The 22,172-nt window shown below is 69.9% G+C and carries 17 protein-coding genes; 10 read left to right on the forward strand and 7 right to left on the reverse strand.

Annotated elements, in window-relative coordinates:
• Positions 1-121: 121 nt before the first annotated feature.
• Together HUA75_RS13360 and HUA75_RS13365 are read right to left on the reverse strand one after the other, a co-directional pair.
• Complete coding sequence (locus tag HUA75_RS13360; RefSeq protein WP_174486625.1) at positions 122-3,115, reverse strand: protein kinase; 2,994 nt, start codon at positions 3,113-3,115, stop codon at positions 122-124.
• 108 nt (positions 3,116-3,223) lie between these two features.
• A complete protein-coding gene (locus HUA75_RS13365) occupies positions 3,224-4,096 on the reverse strand; it encodes a class I SAM-dependent methyltransferase (protein WP_174486626.1) in 873 nt (290 codons plus the stop codon).
• 136 nt (positions 4,097-4,232) lie between these two features.
• On the opposite strand from HUA75_RS13365, the gene HUA75_RS13370 reads away from it, so the two are divergent.
• Both HUA75_RS13370 and HUA75_RS13375 read left to right on the forward strand, forming a co-directional pair.
• Complete coding sequence (locus HUA75_RS13370) at positions 4,233-5,522, forward strand: M48 family metallopeptidase (RefSeq protein ID WP_254627562.1); 1,290 nt, start codon at positions 4,233-4,235, stop codon at positions 5,520-5,522.
• Positions 5,523-5,567: 45 nt separating this feature from the next.
• The gene (locus tag HUA75_RS13375) at positions 5,568-5,864 is read left to right on the forward strand and encodes a hypothetical protein (RefSeq protein WP_174486627.1); all 297 of its coding nucleotides are present in this window, start codon (positions 5,568-5,570) and stop codon (positions 5,862-5,864) included.
• Positions 5,865-5,895: 31 nt separating this feature from the next.
• Here HUA75_RS13375 and HUA75_RS13380 read toward each other — a convergent pair whose 3' ends face one another.
• Together HUA75_RS13380 and HUA75_RS13385 are read right to left on the reverse strand one after the other, a co-directional pair.
• A complete protein-coding gene (locus tag HUA75_RS13380) occupies positions 5,896-6,306 on the reverse strand; it encodes a hypothetical protein (RefSeq protein ID WP_174486628.1) in 411 nt (136 codons plus the stop codon).
• Between the two features lie 69 nt (positions 6,307-6,375).
• Complete coding sequence (locus HUA75_RS13385) at positions 6,376-7,833, reverse strand: alpha/beta fold hydrolase (RefSeq protein WP_174486629.1); 1,458 nt, start codon at positions 7,831-7,833, stop codon at positions 6,376-6,378.
• A 66-nt stretch (positions 7,834-7,899) separates the two neighbouring features.
• Between HUA75_RS13385 and HUA75_RS13390 the strand changes: the two genes are divergently transcribed.
• The 4 genes from HUA75_RS13390 to HUA75_RS13405 all read left to right on the forward strand — a co-directional run bounded on the left by HUA75_RS13390 (position 7,900) and on the right by HUA75_RS13405 (position 12,865).
• Positions 7,900-8,808, forward strand: coding sequence for a LysR family transcriptional regulator (locus tag HUA75_RS13390; RefSeq protein WP_174453940.1), 909 nt, complete (start codon positions 7,900-7,902; stop codon positions 8,806-8,808).
• A gap of 188 nt (positions 8,809-8,996) precedes the next feature.
• Positions 8,997-9,968, forward strand: coding sequence for an aldo/keto reductase (locus tag HUA75_RS13395; RefSeq protein WP_174453941.1), 972 nt, complete (start codon positions 8,997-8,999; stop codon positions 9,966-9,968).
• A 187-nt stretch (positions 9,969-10,155) separates the two neighbouring features.
• Positions 10,156-10,401 (forward strand): hypothetical protein, encoded by a 246-nt coding sequence (locus HUA75_RS13400; protein ID WP_141643326.1) that lies wholly within the window; start codon positions 10,156-10,158, stop codon positions 10,399-10,401.
• Between the two features lie 181 nt (positions 10,402-10,582).
• Positions 10,583-12,865 (forward strand): zinc-dependent metalloprotease, encoded by a 2,283-nt coding sequence (locus HUA75_RS13405; RefSeq protein WP_217446065.1) that lies wholly within the window; start codon positions 10,583-10,585, stop codon positions 12,863-12,865.
• Between the two features lie 54 nt (positions 12,866-12,919).
• Here HUA75_RS13405 and HUA75_RS13410 read toward each other — a convergent pair whose 3' ends face one another.
• Positions 12,920-14,746, reverse strand: coding sequence for a CHASE domain-containing protein (locus HUA75_RS13410; protein ID WP_174486631.1), 1,827 nt, complete (start codon positions 14,744-14,746; stop codon positions 12,920-12,922).
• Positions 14,747-14,957: 211 nt separating this feature from the next.
• Between HUA75_RS13410 and HUA75_RS13415 the strand changes: the two genes are divergently transcribed.
• Complete coding sequence (locus HUA75_RS13415; protein WP_174460742.1) at positions 14,958-16,559, forward strand: NAD(P)/FAD-dependent oxidoreductase; 1,602 nt, start codon at positions 14,958-14,960, stop codon at positions 16,557-16,559.
• Between the two features lie 93 nt (positions 16,560-16,652).
• Complete coding sequence (locus HUA75_RS13420) at positions 16,653-17,510, forward strand: hypothetical protein (RefSeq protein ID WP_174486632.1); 858 nt, start codon at positions 16,653-16,655, stop codon at positions 17,508-17,510.
• A gap of 366 nt (positions 17,511-17,876) precedes the next feature.
• On the opposite strand, the gene HUA75_RS13425 is transcribed toward HUA75_RS13420, so the two are convergent.
• A complete protein-coding gene (locus HUA75_RS13425; protein WP_141643331.1) occupies positions 17,877-19,652 on the reverse strand; it encodes a methyl-accepting chemotaxis protein in 1,776 nt (591 codons plus the stop codon).
• A 461-nt stretch (positions 19,653-20,113) separates the two neighbouring features.
• Between HUA75_RS13425 and HUA75_RS13430 the strand changes: the two genes are divergently transcribed.
• Complete coding sequence (locus HUA75_RS13430; RefSeq protein ID WP_141643332.1) at positions 20,114-20,305, forward strand: CsbD family protein; 192 nt, start codon at positions 20,114-20,116, stop codon at positions 20,303-20,305.
• Between the two features lie 78 nt (positions 20,306-20,383).
• Here HUA75_RS13430 and HUA75_RS13435 read toward each other — a convergent pair whose 3' ends face one another.
• Positions 20,384-20,542, reverse strand: a complete 159-nt coding sequence (locus tag HUA75_RS13435) for a hypothetical protein (RefSeq protein WP_174453945.1) — start codon at positions 20,540-20,542, stop codon at positions 20,384-20,386.
• A 660-nt stretch (positions 20,543-21,202) separates the two neighbouring features.
• Here HUA75_RS13435 and HUA75_RS13440 point away from each other — a divergent pair.
• Entirely contained in the window at positions 21,203-22,138 is a 936-nt protein-coding gene (locus tag HUA75_RS13440; RefSeq protein ID WP_174486633.1) for a universal stress protein, read from the forward strand.
• Positions 22,139-22,172: the final 34 nt, after the last annotated feature.

Consider the following 22,172-nt stretch of genomic DNA (forward strand, 5'->3'; position numbering starts at 1 on the left):
TCCTGGTGAGGGGAACACCGCGATGATGCATCCGAGGCCTGACTTGCTCGCATGCGTCATGGGCCGCGCTGTGCAGCTCTGAACAGCGCGGCTCGCGGGTGCGCCAGGGTCCGGGGAGCCCTCACTGCGCGGTCCTCGCGCCTCGGCGGGCACCTTGTCGTTGTTGGATGCCCCGGCGCAGCTTGGCGATGAGCACCTCGGGACTTGCGGAGCGGACCAGGACGTCATCGGCCCCGGCCTCCAGGCTGGCGGTGAACACGCCGGCGTCTTCCTTGTCGACGATGAGGTAGACGGGAAGGTCCTCGGTGGCCGGGTTCTTCCGGAGCGCTTGCAGGAGCGAGTGCAGGTCTCCATCCGGCAACGGGTTGGCCAGGATGGCCGCCTGCGCGCCGGCGCCCACGGCCTTCTCCACGTCCGCGCGCGTCCGGGCGCGCACGGTGCTGAAGCCCTCCGCCATGAGGCGGATCTGCAGCGTCATCGCATTGGCGCCGTCCGTCTCGGCCACCACCACCCGGGGCGCCGTCTGGTCAGCCAGCGCGCTGGCCTCCAGCTCCGTGGTGAGCGCCTCCAGGACTGGGATGGGCAGGCGCGCGTCCTGGCGAAGCGCCTGGAGTGCCTGGGCCGCCCTGGCCGGTGTCGGCTGCGCGCTCTGGACCTCCTGGACGAAGCGCGCCGCGCCCAGCAGGGCCCCCGCCGCGCGTCCCACGGGCGGAGCGCGCTCCTCGCCTTCCGGCAGCACGGCGACCAGCAGCTCGGTCACCTCGGGCATGCCGCTGCTCGCGAGCACCAGGGCGCGAGCGCGCGAGGGCAGCGTGAAGCGGCGCGGCTCCTCCAGTCGCGCGGCCAGGGCCAGGGCGCAGGCCGCGGTGCCGAGCACGGCCTCGTCCACGCGCCCGGCGCCCAGCCTCACCGCGATGCGTCGCGCCAGCTTCGTCAGGAAGGGCGCCAGCGTCGCGCTGCCGCCGAGCATCGACAGCATTCCATCCAGCAGTCGCGCCTGCGTCTCGGCGAGCCGCGCCAGCGGTCCGCCCTCGCCCATCAACGCCGCGCTGTAGGAAGGCAGCAGACGCACCTCCACCTGGGGATGCGCGGCGCGCAGCTTCTGCGCGAGACCGGCGGCGTCCGTCACCGAGTCCTCGAGCACGAGCACCAGGTCATAGCCCCCGAGCGCGAGCGCGCGTCCGGCATCGGCCGAGGGACTGGTCGCCGCCGCCAGGCCCTGCATCAACAGCAGTCGCACCACGGCCTCGCGAGGCTCGGAGGGCTCCGCCACCAGCAACACCATGCGCGCGCGCACGTCGCTCCGGGGCGGCGTCACCCGGCTCGCGGTCTCCATGGAGGCGGGAGTCCTGGTGTCCGGTGACTCGGTCGGCGTGAAGGTGTGCTCGTCGAGCACCGCGCGGCCGGTGAACTGCTCCGCGAACTGGAGCACGCGCGCGTGCCCGCCGACGTCGGGCTCATCCTCCAGCTCAATGGGGACGCGCTCCCGGGGACGGGGCTCCTCCTCGGTGTAGAAGCGTTGGATGGCCTTGCGGATGGCCTGCTCCGTGGCGAACAGCCCCTGGACGGCGACGGCGCGCGTGGAGAACTTGAGCGCGTCGGTGACCTGCACGTCCCGAGGGTCCTGCACCGCGCAGAACAGCTCGCGTCCGCGCAGTCCCACGGGGACGGCGCACAACCGCTCGCACAGCTCGCGGGGAATCTGTTGGATGAGCTCCCTGGGCACTGGCAGGGCTTGGAGCTTCTCGTCGGTGATGTGTGGCAGGCCGGACTGCTCGGACAGCGCGCGCACGAGGTTCTCGGGCTCCAGCCAGCGCTCGTGGACGAGCAACTGGCCCAGCCTGCCGCCCTTGCGTTTCTGGAGCGCCAGGGCTTCGTCCAGGACGTGGGGCGTGAGCATGCCGCGCGTCAGCAGGATGGCGCCCAATTGCTGGCGCGTCCGGGCCGCGCGGGGGCCGGGCGGGAATGGCGCGGGGGCCAGTCGTGTGGGGGGCTCGATTCCCAGCGCCGGAGGACTCGCGGTGGGAGGGCGAGCCACCGCTGTGACTCCCATCCCGTTGGGAGGCGGCGTCACGGGACGCAGCATGGGCGGCGGGCCCGGAGGGGGACGTCGGGTCTCCCTTCCGGGAGGGGTGCGCGTGCGCGGAAAGTCCGCACCCTCCAGGCGAATCTCCTCTCCGGGGACACTGGCCAGGTCCGCCAGGGGCGAGCGCCAGTCGGGAAAGGCGCGGCCGAAGAGGCTGGCGATGTCGGAAGCGCTCACGCGCAGGCGGTGGTCGAAGAGGAAGTTCTGGATGGACTCGGAGAACTCACGGGCCACGGGAAAGCGCGCGGCGGGTTGGGCGGCCAGCGCGCGCAGGAGCAGGGCCCACAGTGGCGCAGGGACGCCGGGCAGGGGCTCCAGGGCGCGCTCGTCGAAGTTGCCCAGCGCGTGGATGATGTGAGGCGTGGTCCCCTCGAAGAGGCGGCGTCCGGCGAGCATCTCGTAGAGCAGCAGGCCCAGCAGGAAGATGTCGCTGCGCTGGTCCACGGGACGGCCGTGGACCTGCTCGGGGGACAGGTAGTTGATTTTGCCCTTGAGCACGCCGACCTGCGTCTCCTGGTGTCCCTCGTCGGCGACCTTGGCGATGCCGAAGTCGGCCAGCTTCACGCCCCCGTTGCTGGAGACCATGACGTTGGAGGGATTGACGTCGCGGTGGATGATGTTGAGCGGGGCGCCGCTGGAGTCCGTGCAGCCATGGGCATACGCGAGGCCGTCCGCCACCTGCTGGGCGATGAAGCAGATTTCGCGAATCCCCAACGGGACTTGTCGCCTGCGCGCCGCCTTGAGCAGCGCGCCCAGGTTCTCCCCGTCCACGAACTCCATCACCATGTAGTACTGGCCGGCGCTGGAGCCCAGGTCCAGCACCTGCAAGACATTGCCGTGCTGAAGCGAGACGGAGAGCTTGGCTTCGCGCAGGAACAGGTCGACGAAGGCCGCGTCCTGCACGAAGGAGGGGAGGATTCGCTTGACGGCGACAGGCTTCTCGAAGCCCTCGGCGCCCACCACCTTGCCCAGGAAGACCTCGGCCATACCGCCCGCGGCCAGCTTCTTCACGATGCGGTAGGTCCCCACGCTGTCTCCGGAGCCGCAATGCCATCGCAGACGTTCCGGAGAGAGGAAAGGTCACAATCGAGCGTTCCGGGCTCCAGGGGCCGGGAAAGTGGCGGGACTGTCTTTCGGTCAACGCTTGTCGGGGGTGGGGTGTCTGTTCTTGGACGCCGCGGACGGATGGCGGATGCCAGTGGTGAGGTAGGCATTGAAGAGGCCGACCTGGGGTCCCGGGCCCAGGACGGTGGAGACCTTCTCCAGCAGGGCCTGCTGGATGGAGGGCCACTTTTCACCCAAGGCCTTGCGCGCCAGGACGACGGGGGCGCTCGCGCGAATCATGGAGTCCACCATGGCGGCGGTGGATGGGTATTCGGCGCGGGCCGTCGTCTCGTACACGGCGACCTCGTCAAAGCCAGCCGAGGCCATTTCGCGCAGACACGTCTCCCGGTCCGACAGGGGCATCATGCCGTCCCGAGGCGCGCCACCGCCACCGCCGCCGCCTGTCATCAGCTCCGCGAAGCTTTGATAGACGGTGTTCATCGCGGGGGAGTGCTCCAAGGGCAGCCAGCTCGACACGATGGCGCGGCCGCCTGGGACGAGCACGCGGTGCAGCTCGCGGAAGCCGCGCGGGCGGTCCGGGAAGAACATCAGGCCGAAGAGGGAGAAGGCGGTGTCGAACGTCTGGTCGGGCAGGGGCAGGGCCATGCCGTCGCCCGCGAGCGCTTCGATGTCGAGCCCTTCCGCGGTGGCGCGCTCACGCAGCGCGGAGAGCATCTGGGGGGCGAAGTCCACCGCCGTCACGCGGGCGCCCTGTCGCGCCGCGAGCAGGGAGAGGGTGCCGGGACCCGCCGCCACATCCACCACGCGCGAGCCCGGGCCGACGGCCATGCGAGAGAGGGCGTCCCGGGCGAAGTTCTCGAACACGGGGAGCAGCTCGCGCACGTACTCGGGCGCGACGAGGTCCCACGGTTCGGGGGCTGCGAGCGGTGAAGCGGTCGACGACATGGGGTGTGGCCTCCAGGATGTTGGACGCGGATTCCACCCCGAACGGGCCGCGAGCGCTTGGAAGAAATGCACCACCCGCGTGCCGCCAGGGCAGGGGCGGGTCTCCACGGTGACTTCGGGTAGGCTCGGAGCGCCCATGTCTTTCGCGCGTTCCTTCCTGCTCCTGTTCGTCGCCGCGTGTTCCACCACCCCGGGCGGTATGCATCCTCAGGCCACTCCCTTGCTGCTGTCCCAGCGGGAGCAGACTTCCGTGCGAGTGGCGCGCGCTGTCGAGGCCACGGAGCGGAAGGACTTCGACACCGCGCAGCGGCAACTCGATGAAGCCCTCGCTGACGCGCCCACGGACGCGAAGGCCCTCTTCGTCCAGACCTGTGTCTTTTTGGAGCGGGGCTCGCTGAAGGAGGCCACGGGGATGGTGAAGCGCCTGCGCGCATCGGCGCCCGCGAGTCTCGAAGCACCGGTCCTCGAAGCGCTCATCGAGAGGCGCGGTACCTACCCGACAGAGGACTGGCGCGACTCATTCTTGTGGGCGTGGAGGAAGGCGGGTCGTCCGGGGTTCCAGGACCGCGACCTGTTCGACGGGATGGGTGATCTCCTGGAGAAGGCGAAGGCACTGCTGGCTGGAGCCTGGGGGCGGACGAACAGCGCGGAGGTCCGGCTGGTGCTCGCGCTCGCCGGCGACGAGCTTGATGCGGAGTCGCGGCGCTGGCTGTTCGCGCATCTGGAGGAGGTCAAGGACCCTGGATTGCTGCTGGCCGCCCTGGCGTTCTTCCAGCGCGATGTCCTGGTTGGGGAGCAGCGCGACCTGTTGCGGTCACGACTCCGTCGCTTCGCGGAGGATGCGCCGACGGACATGCAGCGCTCCCTCCTGCTCTTGCTGGAGCCTCGCGTGGCCGATGCGCCGTTCACCGACGAAGAGCTCCGCGAACTGGAGCGCATCGCGGCCCTGCCCGACTTCCGGCCCACGTCCACCGTGTCGATGTACGCGCAAGCGGAGCGGCTCTTGAGGTCAGCGGGGGTGGCTCACCCCGAGAATGGCGCCTTCATGGTGACGGTGAGTGAGCTGGTGATTGACGGGCCCTATTTGATCTCCAAGGTCGTCAAGGCCTCCGGCGAGGGGCTCTCCGCTGACCACCGCATGCGGCTGGGGCGGGTGCTGTGGTCCCTGGGTGAGCGCATGGCGGCCGAGTCGACGCTCGTCGAGCGCCTGGTGGGGCTGAACACGATGAGGGAGGGGGCCATGCTGCTCATCGACTCCGAGCGACTCACCCAAGCGGTGCTGGCTCTCGAAGAGGGACGAGAGGTCGCGCGCGTCTCGAGGAGTCTCGAGCTTGACGCGTGGCCTCTCCCTTCGCTGCAGGAGGCGATGTTGGCAGCGACGGTGAAGGACGAGTGGACGCACCTGCGTGCCTTCGCCGTGCCCTGAGGCTGCCCTTGACTCATGGGCCCGGTCACCAGAGGCTGTGACGCAATGCTGATTCGATGGGTGGCTTGGGGCGCGATGATGGCGCTGCACTTCCTCGCGATTGTGTTCGTCCCGGCGTCGATTGCGCCCGCGCTGGCCGGCTCCGTCTACCTGCCGCTGATGCCCCTGCGTGCCCTGGGGCTCCCAGTCTTGTCACAGGAACCGTCGGGCGGCTGGGCCGGACCTTCGGTGCTCGGCTGGGTCGCGGTCGTCCTTGTCTGGGGGCTGGTGTGGTGGGGCGTGGTGTTGCTGCTCAACCACTTCGTGCAGCGGCGCGTTCGTCGCGCGTCTCACGTGGCTTGATGGAGTGACGCCGGCTTCCGGCGAGGCTCCTTCAACCCGCGACGCCAACGGCCTCTGGCTCGTGCCAGCCGAGGCCCAGGCATTTCCCGCACGTGGCGCGGAGGATGGACCCCGTCCCCGTGCAGGCCGCGCAGTCGAGCGCGCTCACGGTACGCTCGGGCAACAGCTCCCGCAGTCCGGGATACTTCTCGCGACTCGTGGTGAGTGCGATCACCTTCCACACGTCATCGGTCGCTTCGGACTTGGAGTCCTCCCAGTCGTACGTCAACGCCGTGCCGTCTGGGCGAAGGACGACCAGGCCACCCATGTCGGCATACAGGGGCAGCCCGCCGAGCTCGCGGGCCCGCTCGCGCTGGTCAGCGGGCTCCGTGGGATTGAGCAGGAACTCTCTCAGCCACCGCTCGATATCGTGACGGAGGCTCTCGGAAGGCTTGTGGCTCATGCTCCCTCGGAACGGGAGTGTCCTGGTCGTCATGCCTCCAGAGGTTAGCGCCTCGGACGCAACGGCGCCTCAAGGGGCCGCTGCGCTCTTGCCGAAGTCCGCGCCGCGAAGTTGGAGGACGCAGTCCAGGGGCAGTGGCCCCTTGGGGTCGCGGAGGAAGGCCATGGTGACTTGTCCGCCGCAGCGATTGAACGACGCGCCATGGCTGTAGCCCCGCAGCTCGACGTAGCGGGCCTGTGGCATGGACTCGAGCAACTGCCGTCCCCAGTCAGGAGGCGTGTCCGGGTCGAACTCCCCCGCGAAGATGAGCGTCGGCACGTCGCTCTTCACCGGCGTGTTCTCCTCCGCGGGCACCGGTGCCACGTTCCACACCCGGCACGTCTCCACGGACGCCGTCCCTTCGTCCACCCCGCCCAGCCCCAGGGCCGGTGAGCGCTGCGCAGCGATGCGCTTCGGGTCCTCGAACGGAGTCTCCTCCGAGCACCAGACGGACAGCCGCAGCCCCCAGCTCATCGTCGACGGACCCAGGCTGTCCTCCACCAGCGGCGTCAGCTCCGAGTAATCGCCCGCCGCCGCCCGGCTGATGATGCGCGGGAGGAGGGGAATCCGCTCGGGGTCATGCAGCGCCGAATAGAGGGCCTCGACGACCTGCGCCCCGCGCACCTCCACCGGGCGCCCTTCCGTCGCGGCCTCCTTCAAGCCGAGCGGCAAGGGCTTGCGCTCGGCGGTGGCGACGAGCTGGGCGAAGCGCTTGCGCAAGTCGGGATGCGCGGCCGAACACTCGCGGTCGATGGCGCACCCGTCGAACACGAGGTCGAGCGAGCGCAGCAGGTTCACCGCGGCGACCTCGTCGAAGTTCACCTCGGGCGGCAGCACCGAATCCAGGATGACCGAGCGCACTCCCGCCGGATGTCTGCGCAGCACGGTGAGCATCAACCGCGTGCTGTAGGAGAGGCCCTGGAGGTTCCACGTCTCGTAGCCGAGGACCTTGCGCAAATCCTCGATGTCATCCGCCGTCGCCGTCGTCGTGTACCCGTCCAGGTCGACCCCGGACGCCGTCAACGTCGCACGGCAACGGCCCGCCGCCTTCGTCAGCGCGTTCTGGGCACTGGCGCCGCGCAGCCGGCCCGCCGCCATCTCACCCTTGAGCGTGTTGATTTCGGGGCACTCCAACGCTGGCTGGGACATCTTCACGCCGCGCTGCTCGAGGACGATGAGGTCGCGCTCGTCGAGCAGGAGGTTTTTCTTCCCGGAGCGCAGCCGGGCCACGGCGCTGACCCCGGGACCGCCCGGCATGAAGAGCAGCGGGTCCTTCGCCGGGCGCTCGGCGCGGCTTCGCAGGCGCATCACCGGCAGCCGGATGGAGCGGCTTTCCGCCTTGTTCCGATTCTCCGGAACCACCAGGAACCCACAGTCGATGCGCTCCCCGGCTTCCACGGTGGCGGGGCAGGGTGCGGGCTCGAACCGGGGCACGCCCGAAATGGCGAGTGACAGCGATGCCAGGAAGGCCATGATGCTCGAGGACATGGGCTCCGTTAGAAGTCAGCTCCCCGGCTCGCGTCCAATACCGAAATCCAGGCCTGTGATAGCGAAGTGATCTCACCCACACTCGATGCCCGTCGCCTCACGTGTTTCATCGCGGTCGCGGAGACGCTGCACTTCCGCAAGGCCGCGGAGCGGCTGCGTCTGGCGCAGCCCGCGCTGAGTCAGCAGATTCGCCGGCTGGAGGAGGAGCTGGGCTGCCAGCTCCTGAAGCGGGACCGGCGGCGCGTCGAGCTGACCCCGGCGGGCAGGACGCTGCTCGAAGCGGGAAGGCGAGCGCTCGTCCACCTGTCCCATGCGGCGGAGGCTGCCCAGCGCACCGCCAGGGAGCAGCAGTCCTTGCTGCGCGTCGGGTTCGTCAATCCGGCCGCGTTCGCCCTCGTGCCGGATGTCCTGCGCGGTCTGCGGGCCGAGCACCCGGACGTGCACCTCATGCTGCGTGAGGCGGACAGCGTGACGCTCCTGGAAGAGGTCCGGCTGGGACAGCTCGACGTGGCCTTCGTGCGCGGGCCCGTCATCGCGCCAGGGGTTCGCGTCGACACGCTGCGCCGGGAGCCGCTCGTGCTGGTGCTGCCGTCGCGTCATCGGCTGGCGCGCCGCGCGCGGGTGCCGCTGGAGCAGCTCGCGGATGAGCCCTTCATCGGCTTCGCGCGGGACACGGCGCCGTCGCTGCATGACGCGATGATGGGCATGTGCCTGGAGGCGGGGTTTACGCCCACGTTCGTCACCGAGGCGGTGGAGTGGTTCACCATGGTGAGCCTGGTGGCGGCCGGGCTCGGGTGCGCCATCCTCCCGGAGTCGGTCCGCACCTTCTCGCGAGAGGGCGCTGTCTACCGCGCCGTCGCGGGAGCTCCCCGCCATGTGGACCTGGTGATTGCCCGCGCTCCCACGCCCCCAGGCCCCGCCCTCAAGGCCTGTCTGCGAATCGTGTCGCGAATGACGTCGGTGGCGCTGCGCTGATCCCGTGGCACCCCGACGCTCGTGACGCCCCCCGCGAGGGTCCGGGTCGAAGGGCAGGGATTGAACGGTGGTCCTGTTCGGGCTCGACGCACTGGATGCAAGTCGTCACTGTGGCGCGCTCGAACGGCATCCGGCCGGACCGTTCCCCAATGTGCTGCGTCCTTCCATCCGGCCGCGAGGGAGTCGACATGAAGTACACGAACCTGGGGCGCTCGGGGCTCTCTGTCAGTCGGCTGTGCCTGGGCACGATGAACTTCGGCTGGACCACCGAGGAGCCTGACGCGCACGCCATCATGGACTCCGCGCTGGAGCGGGGAATCAACTTCTTCGACACGGCCAATGTCTACGGTTGGGGCGAGAACAAGGGCCGCACCGAGCAGATCATCGGCAACTGGTTCGCGCAGGGCGGCCGTCGGCGCGAGCGCACCGTGCTCGCCACCAAGCTCTACGGCCCCATGGGGGAGTGGCCCAACGAGGGCAAGCTGTCCGCGCTCAACATCCGCCGCGCGCTGGACGCCAGCCTCAAGCGGCTGCGCACCGACTACGTCGACCTGTACCAGTTCCACCACGTGGACCGCGCCACGCCGTGGGAGGAAATCTGGCAGGCGATGGAGGTCGCCGTCGCCCAGGGCAAGGTGCTCTATGTCGGCAGCAGCAACTTCGCGGGCTGGCACATCGCCCAGGCCCAGGCCGCCGCTGCGCGACGCGACTTCATGGGGCTGGTGAGCGAGCAGTCTCTCTACAACCTGATGGCGCGCACCGTGGAGCTGGAGGTGCTGCCCGCCGCTCAGCACTACGGCGTCGGCATCCTGCCGTGGTCTCCGCTCCAGGGCGGTCTGCTCGGCGGCGTGCTGAAGAAGGAGCGCGAGGGCAAGCGCCGGCTGGAGGGCCGCGCGCAGGAAGCCCTCCAGAAGAATCGCGAGCGAATCGAACGCTACGAGAGTCTCGCCGCCGAGCTGGGACACGAGCCGGGTGACGTCTCGCTGGCGTGGCTGCTGCACCAACCTGCCGTCACCGCGCCCATCATCGGACCCCGCACCGCGGGGCAGCTCGACGCGGCGCTCCGAGCGCTCGAGGTGAAGCTCGATGACAAGGCCCTGGCCCGGCTGGATGAAATCTTCCCGGGGCACCGTCCCGCGCCCGAGGACTACGCCTGGTAGCGCCGCGCCACCCTCCACCTTGCGCCACCTGTCGTCCGTCGGTGTCTAGGAATCGGTGCCTCTCACGAGGCACTGTCGTTGCTGGGAAATTCTTATTTCCTTGTAATCCTGGACACCCCTCTGATGCCTGAGGCAAGGTCCAGCTCACCGAGGGTGGCTGCGCCCTCATCGCGCTGGAGTTCACATCATGCGTCGCTTGGTCGTGCTGTTTTCGCTCCTGGGTCTGTCCGCGTGTGGTGGTGGTGTCGAGTCCGCTGGAACCGAGCCGGAGGCTGTCTCCGGGACGGAGCAGGAGCTCTGCTCCAGCGCCAATGCCTGGGAGTGTTTCTGCGCGCAGTTCAAGACGCAGGAGGCTTGTAGGACGGGCTCGCAGCGCTGTGTCTGGCAGCCGTACACGGCGGTCGGCAGCCGCTGTCTGCCGACGTACGAGTAACACCCGGTTCGCGCACCTCGGGGCGGGCAGGAACGCTTCCCGGTGAAATCCATATCGTTCCCGCGGCGGAGTCGTTGCGCCGCGGTGGTCATGGCCTGTCGCGCGTGAGGGGCGCCGTGAAGGCGTCCCGTTGCTCCGACACCGGATGGAAATCCCTCCATCCGGTTGTGTGGAGCACGGCATGCCTCAATGGAGCAATCACAGACGCCGAGCGTGGTGGAGCGCCCTTTCGCTGGCGATGTTTCTAAGCACGGGCTGCGGCGACCCTCCGCCCGCCTCCGTGCCGGAAGACGCCCCGGAGGTGGACCTCGGGGTGGAGCTGGAAGGAGCCTTCATCTCCATCCCCCGGGAGATGAGCGCGGAGCAGCGGGCGACGATTTCCCAGCGGCTCGACGGCGTGGTGGACAACGCGGGGGCCAGCTTCTACCTGGCCATCCGGCGCGGTGAGCTGAAGCAGAAGTGGTTCCTCACCGCGTTCACCAAGCAGTGGCACCCGGGCGGCGTCGGCGAGTTCGCGGGCGAGGTGCTGGGCAGCCAGGTGGTGAGCTTCGAGGAGCAGAACGGCAAGCTCTTCGTCTTCGACGTCGACCGACGCAAGGTCATGAGCGACGTGTTCGACCCGCAGGTGCTGGTGGATGCGTACCCCATCGTCACGGACCATCGCGCCTTCAACCGTCTGCCGGGCGCGAGCCAGTATGTGCTCATCGACCCCTCGGAGGGGCTCAACCGCTACGGCGTGGTGGGTGACAGGCTGGGGGTGAACACCATCCACTTCCAGGTGGAGCTGAGCTTCGCGCAGCGCTTCCGGCGGCTCGCCGATGGGGTCGCCTTCGAGCAGGTCTTCACGGGCTACTCGGACCTGCCCTACGAGTGGGCGTCCTACTACAACGAGGACAACGCCTTCCGGGCCGCGGGCACCCTGGGCATCTCCCTGCGCCGATACGCGGAGGGGCCGGGCTACACGCCCACGCCGCTGCCGCCTCGGGAGCACTACTTCCGCAGCGCCCGGAGCATCGTTCCGAACACGACGGTGGAGGAGATTCGCCAGGTGGCCGTGAAGTGGAACGTCTACCCGGGCATGACACCCATCCGCTGGCACATCATGGACACCGTGCTCGCGGCGCAGCAGGACCCGCGCCTCCAGGGATATGACGTCGTGGGCGCGATGAAGCGCGGCATCGAGGGCTGGAATGCCGTGTTCGGCTTCAAGGTGTTCGAGGCCGTCGTCGGGGGCGGCATGCGGGATTTCGCCGACGATGACCGCAACGTCGTCATCGTCGACACGGACGAGCTGATGCCCCTGGCCTTCGCGAACTGGCGCAGCAACCCCGACACCGGCGAGATTCGGGGCGCGAGCGTCTACTACTCGCTGAGCTGGATGCTCAACGGGCTGTTCTATTACGACGAGGACACGGCCCTGGTGCCTCCCGTGCCAGACACGCGGCCGGAGGACTCCCTGCGACTGACCTGGGGCGGCCTGTCGGGCGGTGACTCCTGTGGAATGCGCGCACCGGACCCACGCGAGGCGCGCGCACGCGTCCAGGCGGAGGCCCACGGGCGGCTGGCGGGGCTGACGAAGAAGCAGAAGGTGGAGCGCTACATCACCGGTATCATCCTGCATGAGGTGGGGCACACGCTGGGCCTGCGCCACAACTTCTCCGGCTCCCGCGTCAACGACGGAAGTCCCACGTCCCTCGCCTCCTCATCGGTGATGGACTACCTGGACCCCGTGGACATGGCGCTGATGGGCGCCCCGGGCAGCTATGACACGAGCGCGGTGCGCTACCTCTACGGCCTGTCGTCGACGCTGCCCACGGAGCCGTTCTGCTCGGATGACGACCGGCGCACGGACCCGTACTGCATGACGTATGACCGCTTCGCGGACTCCCTCGCGCAGTGGCACGGCCCGGTGTTCCAGCGACATGAGGACTACCTGCTGAACAGCCCGCTCTCCTGGGAGCGACTGCAGGGGTACTTCAACCGCTCCTCGTCTCCCTACCTGGGGTTCGTGCGCGTCGCGGACCCGCCGACGCAGGTGCTGGCCTACGACCTCCTCATGGCGAAGCTGCGTCCGCCGCTCGTGATTCCCCCGGGGGCCCGGCCCGACTATCCGGCCCGCGCGGATGAACTCACGCGGCGCATCTTCCAGCGCCTGTATCTGGACCCGGCGACGGACCGGGGCTACTTCACCTCGAACCCCGCGCTGACGCCCGCGCTGTTGACGCCCATGCTCGCCGACATCGAGGCCATCATCCTCAACACGGATGGGGTGCGCGGGTACGCCGCGCGCCGCACCCTGGTGGATGTGCTCAAGGCCCAGCAGTCGCTGCCCGCGTACCTGCTGCTGCGCGAGCTGCGTGACACGCTCACCATCGGGCTCCCGTCGCTGCCCGAGGCCGACCGGGTCCAGACGGAGGACTTGGTGAACCGCATCTCCGCGGCCGTGTCCCCGTACTACCGCTGACAGGTGGCGCGAGCCCGGCGAGGGGCGTGTCCTCCCGTCGGGCTCGGCTCCCACTCAGGGCGCGAGCGGCCCGGTGGGCTCCGTCGGGGGCGGGGGTGGCAGCGGCGTGCCGGGGACCGGTCCGGCGCGAGGCAACACCACGATGAAGGTGGTGCCCTGACCGGGGTGGCTCTCCAGGAAGATGCGTCCGCCATGTGCCTCGACGAGCTGGCGGGTGATGAACAGCCCCAGGCCCAGACCGCCGTAATGGCGGCTGGACACCGCGCGCTCGAAGCGGTCGAACACGCGCGCCGCGTCCTCGGGCGCGATGCCGATGCCCCGGTCCCTCACCTCCAGTCGGGCCTCCGCCTCGTCCCCGAGCACGCGCACCTCCACCGGTGCGCCGTGTCCGTATTTGAGCGCGTTGGACAATAGATTGGTGATGACCTGCTCCAGCCGCAGCCGGTCCCACCGGCCCGTCACCGGCTCGGGCGTGTCCACGTCCAGGCGCACGTTCATCGTCTGCGCCTCCGCCTCGAAGCGGTGCACCAGCTCACGCACCAGCTCTCCCAGCTCCAGTGACTCCAACTGGAGCTCCAGCTTGCCGCTCGACAGCCGCGACACGTCCAACAGGCTGTCCACCAGCTTGGTGAGTCGGGTCGTCTGCCGCTCGCAGGTCTCCACGCCGCGCTCCAGGCGCACCGTGTCCACCGGCTCGCCCTGGTGGAGCTGTCGGAAGAGGAGCTGGAGCTGGAGCTTCAGGGACGTCAGCGGCGTGCGCAGCTCGTGCGCGGCGACGCTGAGGAACTCGTCGCGCACCCGCACCGCCGCTCGGGCCTCGCTCGCCAGTCGTCGCTGCTCGGCGCTGGCGCGCTCCGCGCTGGCCCTCGCGTTCACCTGGGCGCGCGTGACGAGGAACACCAGCAGCGACATCAGCAGCCCCCCGCCCGCCACCGTGGCTGGGTGGCTGGAGCGCGTCCCCTCGAAGAAGGCGGGCCGTGTGGTGAAGACCAGCGTCCAGGGTGTTCCCGCCACCAGCACGGTGAGCTGCTCACGGAGCAGGCCGCGCCCCTTCGGGGTCTGCTCGGAGCGCGAGGTGTAGAGCAGGTCCGTCGCGCGGGTGCCGCCCCCATCGTAGATGGTCAGGTCGATGGTGGACTGGAAGCCGGGGAAGCGCAGGCCCTCCACCAGGTCCCTCATGCGGAAGGCGCCGAACACGAAGCCCTGAATCTGGGCGCGGCGTGCTTCGGGTGTCGAGGGCTCGGGCTCCTCGTAGAGCGGCACGTAGAGCAGGAAGCCCACCTGTCGGTCTGGTGTGCTCTTCGGCTCCGACACCAGCCTCACCTTGCCAGAGGCCGCGGGCAGCCCCGTCTCCAGCGCGCGCTGGAGGGCCGCGTGACGCACGGGCTCGGACGCGATGTCGAAGCCGAACGCGCGAGCGTTGTTCCCGTCGAAGGGCTCCACCATGGTGATGACGGCGTGGTCCTGCCGCACGATGCGGGGACGGACGCGATAGTCGGGAAAGCCCTCGGCGCGCATCTCGGCCTCGTGCCGTGGAAGGTCCTCCTCGCGAAGCCACTGGGCGAAGCCGATGCTCTGGATGCCAGGAAAACGCCGCCGGGCCTCCAGGCTCGCGGTGTACGCGCGGAACTCCCGCCGCTCCACCTCCTGGCTGCCGCTGAACACCCCGCGCGTGCCCAGCAACATGGCCTGGTACATGTCCATGCGTTGCAGGAGCGCCACGCTTCCGTCGGTGACGGCGTTCTCGAAGAGCTGCTCCCGGCGCAGGTCCACGCCGCGCTGGACGTAGGCCGTGGCCCCCGCGGTGATGAGCAGCCCCGTCAGCAGGGCGCCATACGCGGCCGCGTTGCGGCGCAGGTGGGAGAGGAGGGGGGGCGACACGGCTTCGCGGAAGCAGGACCGGAGGGAGGTTGCCGGGGAAGGGGCCGGGAGAACGACGACGCGAGCTTCGAGTGCGCGGCGGCCCCCTTCAAGCCGTCCCCACCCGCGCGTGTCCTCCAGGAGAAACGTCCGGGGCCGAAACACAATCCCCGCCCGCCCGTTCGCACCACGGACACTGCAACGGCTGCTCGCTCAGGGCATTCTAGGAGCCATGGTGCGTCACGTCATCGTCGTGGGAGCGGGACCGGGTGGGCTGTCCGCCGCCATCAACCTGGCCGGCCAGGGCTTTCGAGTCACGGTGGTGGAGAAGGACCCGGTGCCCGGCGGGCGGATGAAGGGCCTGACGCTCGGACCGCAGGGCGAGTATTCGCTCGATACTGGTCCTTCCATCCTCCAGCTCCCCGGTGTGTTGGAGCGCATCTTCGAGCGGGCGGGCCGGCGGTTGGCGGACTACGTGAAGCTGGTCCCCCTGGACGTCAACACGCGGGTGCACTTCTGGGATGGCACCCACCTGGACACCAGCCGACACCCGGAGCGCATGGAGGCGGAGGTCGCCCGCTTCGGTCCGGAGCAGGCCGCGGCGATGCGCCGGTGGTTGGCGGAAGGGAAGGAGAAGTACGGCGTCGCGTACGAGAAGTTCATCTGCACGCACGCGGGAAGCCTGGGTTACTACGCCCCCTGGCGTCTGGCGCCCACGCTGCGCTTCAAGCCCTGGCAGACGCTGTACCGGCACCTGGACTCGTTCTTCCATGACGACCGGCTGACGTACGCGCTGGCGTATCCGTCGAAGTACCTGGGCCTGCACCCGACGACGTGTTCGTCGGTGTTCAGCGTGATTCCCTTCCTGGAGCTGGCCTTCGGGGTGTGGCACGTCGACGGCGGCTTCCGAGAGCTGGCGCGAGGGATGATGCGGTGCGCGCAAGATTTGGGCGCGACGTTCCGCATGGGCGCGCCGGTGGAGCGCGTGCGCGTGGAGGCGGGGCGCGTGGTGGGCGTGACGCTGGTGGGGGGCGAGGTGCTGGACGCGGACGCGGTGGTGATGAACGCGGACCTGCCGTACGCGGCGACGAAGCTGGTGCCCGCCGAGGCGCGCGAGGGCTCGCGGCTGACGGACGCGGCGCTGGAGAAGGCGAAGTACTCGTGCAGCACGTTCATGGCGTATTACGGGCTGGACACGCGCTACGAGGACCTGCCGCACCACCTCATCTATCTCTCGGAGGCGGCGCGGCGCACGGACCGGGACGCGCTGGAGGACCGGAGCGTCGACGTGGACGACCCGCCTTTCTACGTGTGCAACCCGTGTGTGACGGACCCGTCCGGCGCGCCGAAGGGGCACTCCACGCTCTACGTGCTCGTGCCCACGCCCAACACGGCGCGGCCCGTGGACTGGGCGAAGACGGAGGCCACGTTGCGCGAGCGCATTCCAGACATGCTCGCGAAGGTGGGGCTGAAGGGCGTGCGTGAGCACATTCGCGAGGAGCGCTACTTCACGGCGGAGACCTGGCGGGATGACTTCAACGTGTTCCGGGGCGCGGTTTTCAATCTCTCTCATACATGGATGCAATTGGGGCCGCTGCGGCCCCGGGTGAAGAGTCCGGACGTGGAGGGCTTGTTCTGGGTGGGTGGGGGCACGCATCCGGGCAGTGGGCTGCTCACCATCATGGAGAGCGCCAACATCGCCGCGGACTACCTCAACCGCGAGGCGGGCCAGGGTCCGCTGCCGGGCTGGCCGTACGTGCCGCCGTTGGACGACGCGACGCGGGAGGCCGCGGGCCCGTCGTCGATGCAGGCGCCCCGGGCGCGCGCTGGCTGAGCTTCCTTCCCCTCCATGCGAACGGAGGGGGTCCCTCGCGTGGGGGCGTGACGGATGCGAAGCTGTCACCCTGTCCGTGGAGGTCGCGAGCGTATGCCCTTCTTCATCCCGTTGGCGGTGGGTGGCCTGGTGCTGACGGCGCTGGGGCTCGGCGTGAAGCGGGTCCTGGATGAGGGCCTCGTGGGGGCGCCGGAGCCGCCGGAGGTCCGGGCGGCTCGTGAGCGGCACGCGGTGGCGTTGGGCTCGCTCAAGTCGACCCGGCTGCGCGTGCGCGTGGGGATGACCTCGCTGGGCGAGCGGCAGGTGAAGGCGAAGGCGGAGGTGGTGGAGCCGCTGCGTGGGCTGCTGGCGCGCCTGGAGCGGTGGGAGCATGCGAGGCGGGAGGATGTCCTTCCGGCCGAGGCCCTGGCCGCGTTGGAGGCGCTGCCCGCCGAGCCCGTGTCGCGAGCGGCGCGGCGTGCGTGGCCGCTGTTCGGTTCAGGGGCGACGGCGCCGCTGGAGCTGGTGCCCGTGCTCGAGTGGTTGGAGCGGGGCTGGTTGAAGGAGGACGCGGTGCCGGTGGTGGTGGATGGGGTGTCGCTATTCCACGCCGCGGCGCCCTGGGCCGCATCGCCCGCGCCGGACACGGTGGAGGCGCGTGTGCGGTGTCTGGAGGACTGCGTGGCGACGCTGACGCGGGCCACGGACTTCCTGGAGGCGCTGCTCGCGCGACTGGCCGCGCTCGACGCGCGGGTGGGAGCGCTCCAGGGGCGCGCGGAGGTTCAGCTGACGTACCTGGATGCGGCCAGCTTCGAGGAGGGCGGCGAGGAGCCTCGTGAGCGGCTCTCTCGCCTGGGTGTCCTCGCGGGACAGGTGATGGTGCTGCTGCGCGCGCCAGTGCTGACGTTGGATGGGCACCTCGCGCCGGAGCCTCCGGTGTCAGCGGAGGAAGCGACGCTGGCTCCGACGTAGCGCCGCGCACTGGGCGGAGGCCTTCGCCGGGCCTTCGGTGTCAGCGGAGGAAGCGACGCTGGCGCAGACGTCACGATGCGCTGGGCGGAGGCCCGCGCCCGAGCCTCCAGTGTCAGCGGAGGAAGCGACGCTGGCGCAGACGTCACGATGCGCTGGGCGGAGGCCCGCGCCCGAGCCTCCAGTGTCAGCGGAGGAAGCGCCACCGGCTCAGACGTCACTATGTGCTGGGCGGAGGCCCGCGTCGGAGGCCCGCGTCGGAGGCTCCGGTGTCAGCGGAGGAGCAGGCGCGGACTCAGACGTAGCGCCGCGCACTGGACGGAGGCTCGCGCCCGAGCCTCCGGTGTCAGCGGAGGAAGCGACGCTGCTTCAGACGTAGCGCTGCGCGAGCTGGGACACCTGTCCCGTCGCATGCGTGACGGCGACGGCGGCCTGCTGCGTGGTGTCCAGGTGGCGCAGCGTGTCCGTCGTGAGTTCGTCCAGCTCGCGCACGGCGGCGAAGAGCTGGTCCACGCCCTGGTGCTGCTGGGCCACCGCCTCGGCGATCTGCCGCACGGCGGACGCGGACTCGCGGGACAGCGTGGCCAGCTCGCGCAGCCGCTCACCACTGGTGCGCAGCGGCGTCAGCGCCGTCTCCACACCCGCCGCACCCCGGTCCGTCATCTCCGTCGCCTGGGTTGCGGCCGAGGCCATCGTCTCCAACAAGCCGCGCACCTGATTGGTGGCCTGGACGGACTGGTCCGCCAGCTCGCGCATCTGCCGCGCCACCACACCAAAGCCCTTGCCGTGCTCACCCGCGCGCGTGGCTTCAATGGCCGCGTTGATGGCCAGCATGTGCGACTGGTCCGCCAGCGCCTTCACCACTTCCGACACGCGACCCACCTCGCGGGCGCGCTGCCCCAGGTCCTGCATCTGCTCATGCAGCCCGTCGGCGATTTCGCGGATGGAGGCGAGGCCCTTCTCGGTGCCGAGCAGCGACTCTTCGCCCAGCCGGCCCACGGCGGCGGCGCGCTCGGCGACCTGGAGGATGCTGGTGGCGCGCGAGGCCGCCACATGCGACGCCTGCTGGATTTCCTGCGCGGTGGCGCGCGCCTGATGCAGCGCCGCGGCCTGTCGCGACAACGTCTGGTTCTGCTGGCTGCTGGCCTCCGACAACCGGTTGCCCGCCTGGGCCAGGTCCCCGGCCGACGAGCGCAGCGAACGAGGCAGTTCCTGGAGCCGCTGATAGAGCTGCCACGTCGTCGCCGCCAGGTCACCCAGCTCGTCCGTGGACACCCAGCGCGGCGGCGCGGCGCGGCCTTCCACCAACGCCTCCAGCGACGCACCAACCGCCCGCGAGCCCTTGGCGAGCCTGCGCGCGGCCCACGCCGCCGTGAGGATGGAACCCAGCGCGGCATAACCGCCGAACATGATGACCGGCAGCACCAGGTCGCGCTGCAGCGGCGCCACGGTGGCGCGCACGCGGTCGGCCGACGCGGCCTGTCCTCGTGACTCGATGTCGGCCGCCAGCGCGCCCATCTCCCGCTCCAGCCTCAGGTGCAGGGTGACGATGCTCGTCAGACAGGTGACGAGCAGCGCGGACACGACGGTGGCCGGAAGCAGCCACAGCTGCCTCGGCGCGAAGCCCTCGCCCGCGGGCCGGGCACTCGGCGCGCGCTGGTACGCCTCCAGCACGGTGGGCATCAGCATCTGCTCATAGAGCATGTACAGGAGCGGGCTGCTGAACAGCCCCGCGCTCACCGCCACCGCCACGCCCACCGGCACCACCGACATGGGCCTGTCCAACAGCAACGCCACGCCGCCGTTGAAGAGCACCCCTCCAATGAACCACGACACCATCGACTCGCCGAACGCCAGCGTCGAAGGGATGCGGATCAGCCGCTCCACGCGCAGCTTCCCCTGCGAGGCCATGGCGCGCTTCAGGAGCCACGGAATCACAAGCACCGGCTGCGCCACCGCGCACAACCCCAACACCAGCGGCGTGATGACTCCCAGGAGGATGCGCGTCGCGCGCGGCCCTTCCAGTGAGAGCAATTGCATGTCCACGTAGAGGGCCGGACAGAAGGCCACCGTCGTGATGAGGGACCGCAGCAGGTACATCCGCCGGAACAGCGCGCCAGGGGTCGGAAGCGGAGGAGTAGACATCGGGAAGCAGTGACTCCGGGGTGGCAGTGACCTCAGCGTGCGGGCCGGCGCGCCTTGCGTCAATGTCCCGTTTCAGCCTGAGAGAAGGATTCCAACCAGGCAGCGTGTCTGCATGGTCGTCAGCACCGGCGCGGGACCCTACCTCCTGTCTGTCTGCATGTCAGGCAATTCAAGGAAAATTATGGGATTACCACCCCCCTGCTCCGAGGCGCGGGTGGCGCGTGGGCCGCTCCACGCGGAGCTCCTGGCGTGTGCGAGGCAGGAGGCTGACACCGGCACCTACATCAACGAGCGGGCCTCCCGTTGCTGGGCGAAGTGGGCTCCCGGGCGGGCCGATGCGCCTCCGCCGTTGATGCTCCCAGGGCAGGCGAGCGTCGTCGCGCCGCCTGCATGCCACCCGGCGCGTGTTCACACTCTCACCACAACGGCTCTCAGGAGCTCAAAGCCAAAGGAGATGCGTCATGGGTGAGTTGATCGACAAGGCCAAGGGCAAGATCAAGGAGACCGTGGGCGCCGCGACGGGCGACCGCTCGCTGGAGGCCGAGGGCAAGGTCGACACGGCGAAGGGCCACGCCAAGGAGAAGGTCGAGGACGCCAAGCGTGCGGTCCGGGACGCGGTGGACGACGACAAGCCTCGCCGCGATGAGCCCTAGTCCGGTACCGCGAAGACGATGATTGCTACGGCGGGGTCGCGGGGCATGCCCTCGTGACCCGTCGCCGTTGTATCCGCCCTAGCGCTTCGCCGCGGGTGGACACGCCACTTCAAGAAACGTCGTGGTCTTCCCACTGAGCATCACCCACAAGCAGCGCAGCACACAGCCCGCGCCGAACTCTCGGTAGATGAGACCCAGATTGGTGACCACCTCTCTGCCGGTGATGACCCCGCGCATTGGCCCTCCCCCTTCTTCAGCATCCCGTCCGACCCGCCACCCACCGCGCTGCCGTAGCACCCCATCTGCAAAGCCTCGGCCGTGCTGCTCGCGGCCCGCAGGAGTCGCTCTGTCGCTCCTCGGACGTGCCAAGCGGGCCAATCTTCGTGCCCGGGTGCATGTCCCTTACGACTCACGTGAGATACGGACGCCAGACGCCTGGAGTTTTTTCAGGGAGGCCGTCCACCGTGCGACGCACTTCTCCTTCCCGCGCGCAGCGGGGGCTTGAGCCCCTGCCTCCCTTCGTGACGTCTCGCCTCCCGCGACGAGGTGTCGTGCTCCACCCTCACCCAGGTCTGAGTCGGGACGACGTCGCTGTCACCCGACTGAAGCGCCGGGCCACGCGGCGAGCGCGCGTCATCCAGGCGGCAGGGGGAGCGGTGCACGCGAGGACCTTGGGGCTCTGTCGTCTGCTCGGGCACGCGCCGTCCCCGCGGCACGGGTGGCATCTGGGCGCGAGGGCCTGAATCTTCGGAGCGAGGACTTGGACATCGCCGCGTCACGGCGGCGGACCGACGAGCAACGGCTCGCCCAGGTCGCGTCAGGTGCATGGGATGGCGTGTCACCGCCCCACGGCGCCGACACTAAAGAAGTAGGGACAGACGAAAGGAGGGTCTCGCGATGAGGCAGCACGAGCTGACCCGGCTGGACATTCCATTGTTGTCACCCGGGCCCTCCCGGGGCCCGAGGGGCATGACACGCCTGGTGGTGGCGACGGACTTCTCGCTGCGCTCCGAGCTGGCGCTGGCCCGGGCGCTGCGGCTTCCGCTGGGCATGGGAGCCACCTTCACGGTGATGCACGCGGGGCCTCCGCTGGAGGGCTCGCCCGCGGGAATCGTGGCGGGAGAGCGGTGTCTGCGCAAGGCGGTGAGCGCGGTGGCGCGGCGGTTGAGGCAGCGGCAGGACGTGACGGTGCACGAGGAGCTGCGCCGGGGAGACGCGGTGGACGCCGCGGTGGCGGTGGCGCGCGAGCAGGGCGCGGAGCTGGTGGTGCTGGGCGGCACGCACGTGACGGCGCCGGGACGGGAGCTGGGTGAGCGCTCGACGGTGCGACGGATGGTGCGGCGGCTGGACACGTCGGTGCTGACGGTGTTGCCGCATCCGGCGCGGCCGTATGCGAGCCCGCTGGTCGCGGTGGACTTCTCGCGCGAGTCCCGGAGGGCGCTGGAGCTGACGCTGAGGTTGTGTCCCCTGACGCTGGTGGAGGTGTTGCACGTGGTGGACACCCGCGCGGACGAGGCGGCGCTGCGCGCGCGGGGGGCGTCACCGGAGCGCTTCCTGGTGTTGCAGCGGGAGCGGGAGGACGCCGCGAGGGTGGCGCTCGCCCGCTTCCTGGCTCCGTACCGGGAGACGGGGCGCGAATTGGAGGCCCGGCTGCGTGGAGGCGAGCCGGGCGAGAGCATCCTGGCGCACGCGGCGGAGTTGGGCACGGACCTGCTGGCGCTAGCGGGCTCGGGGCAGGCCGAGGGGGGCGGCGTCTCGCTGGCGGAGCGGGTGCTGGCGAGGTCCTCGTGCGACGTGCTGGTGTCCCGGCACGAAGGACGTGCGGTGTCGTGAGGGGCCAAGCGCGCGGACGCCGGGCGCGTTATGA

This window comes from Myxococcus sp. CA040A, from assembly GCF_013336725.1.
Classification (GTDB): domain Bacteria; phylum Myxococcota; class Myxococcia; order Myxococcales; family Myxococcaceae; genus Myxococcus; species Myxococcus llanfairpwllgwyngyllgogerychwyrndrobwllllantysiliogogogochensis.

Bases quoted from the DNA above. Each gene is read 5' to 3' on its own strand.
- HUA75_RS13365 (WP_174486626.1), bottom strand. From the start codon at position 4,096: ATGTCGTCGACCGCTTCACCGCTCGCAGCCCCCGAACCGTGGGACCTC.
- HUA75_RS13370 (WP_254627562.1), top strand. From the start codon at position 4,233: ATGTCTTTCGCGCGTTCCTTCCTGCTCCTGTTCGTCGCCGCGTGTTCC.
- HUA75_RS13375 (WP_174486627.1), top strand. From the start codon at position 5,568: ATGCTGATTCGATGGGTGGCTTGGGGCGCGATGATGGCGCTGCACTTC.
- HUA75_RS13380 (WP_174486628.1), bottom strand. From the start codon at position 6,306: ATGAGCCACAAGCCTTCCGAGAGCCTCCGTCACGATATCGAGCGGTGG.
- HUA75_RS13385 (WP_174486629.1), bottom strand. From the start codon at position 7,833: ATGTCCTCGAGCATCATGGCCTTCCTGGCATCGCTGTCACTCGCCATT.
- HUA75_RS13395 (WP_174453941.1), top strand. From the start codon at position 8,997: ATGAAGTACACGAACCTGGGGCGCTCGGGGCTCTCTGTCAGTCGGCTG.
- HUA75_RS13400 (WP_141643326.1), top strand. From the start codon at position 10,156: ATGCGTCGCTTGGTCGTGCTGTTTTCGCTCCTGGGTCTGTCCGCGTGT.
- HUA75_RS13405 (WP_217446065.1), top strand. From the start codon at position 10,583: ATGCCTCAATGGAGCAATCACAGACGCCGAGCGTGGTGGAGCGCCCTT.
- HUA75_RS13415 (WP_174460742.1), top strand. From the start codon at position 14,958: ATGGTGCGTCACGTCATCGTCGTGGGAGCGGGACCGGGTGGGCTGTCC.
- HUA75_RS13420 (WP_174486632.1), top strand. From the start codon at position 16,653: ATGCCCTTCTTCATCCCGTTGGCGGTGGGTGGCCTGGTGCTGACGGCG.
- HUA75_RS13425 (WP_141643331.1), bottom strand. From the start codon at position 19,652: ATGTCTACTCCTCCGCTTCCGACCCCTGGCGCGCTGTTCCGGCGGATG.
- HUA75_RS13430 (WP_141643332.1), top strand. From the start codon at position 20,114: ATGGGTGAGTTGATCGACAAGGCCAAGGGCAAGATCAAGGAGACCGTG.
- HUA75_RS13435 (WP_174453945.1), bottom strand. From the start codon at position 20,542: ATGCGCGGGGTCATCACCGGCAGAGAGGTGGTCACCAATCTGGGTCTC.
- HUA75_RS13440 (WP_174486633.1), top strand. From the start codon at position 21,203: ATGAGGCAGCACGAGCTGACCCGGCTGGACATTCCATTGTTGTCACCC.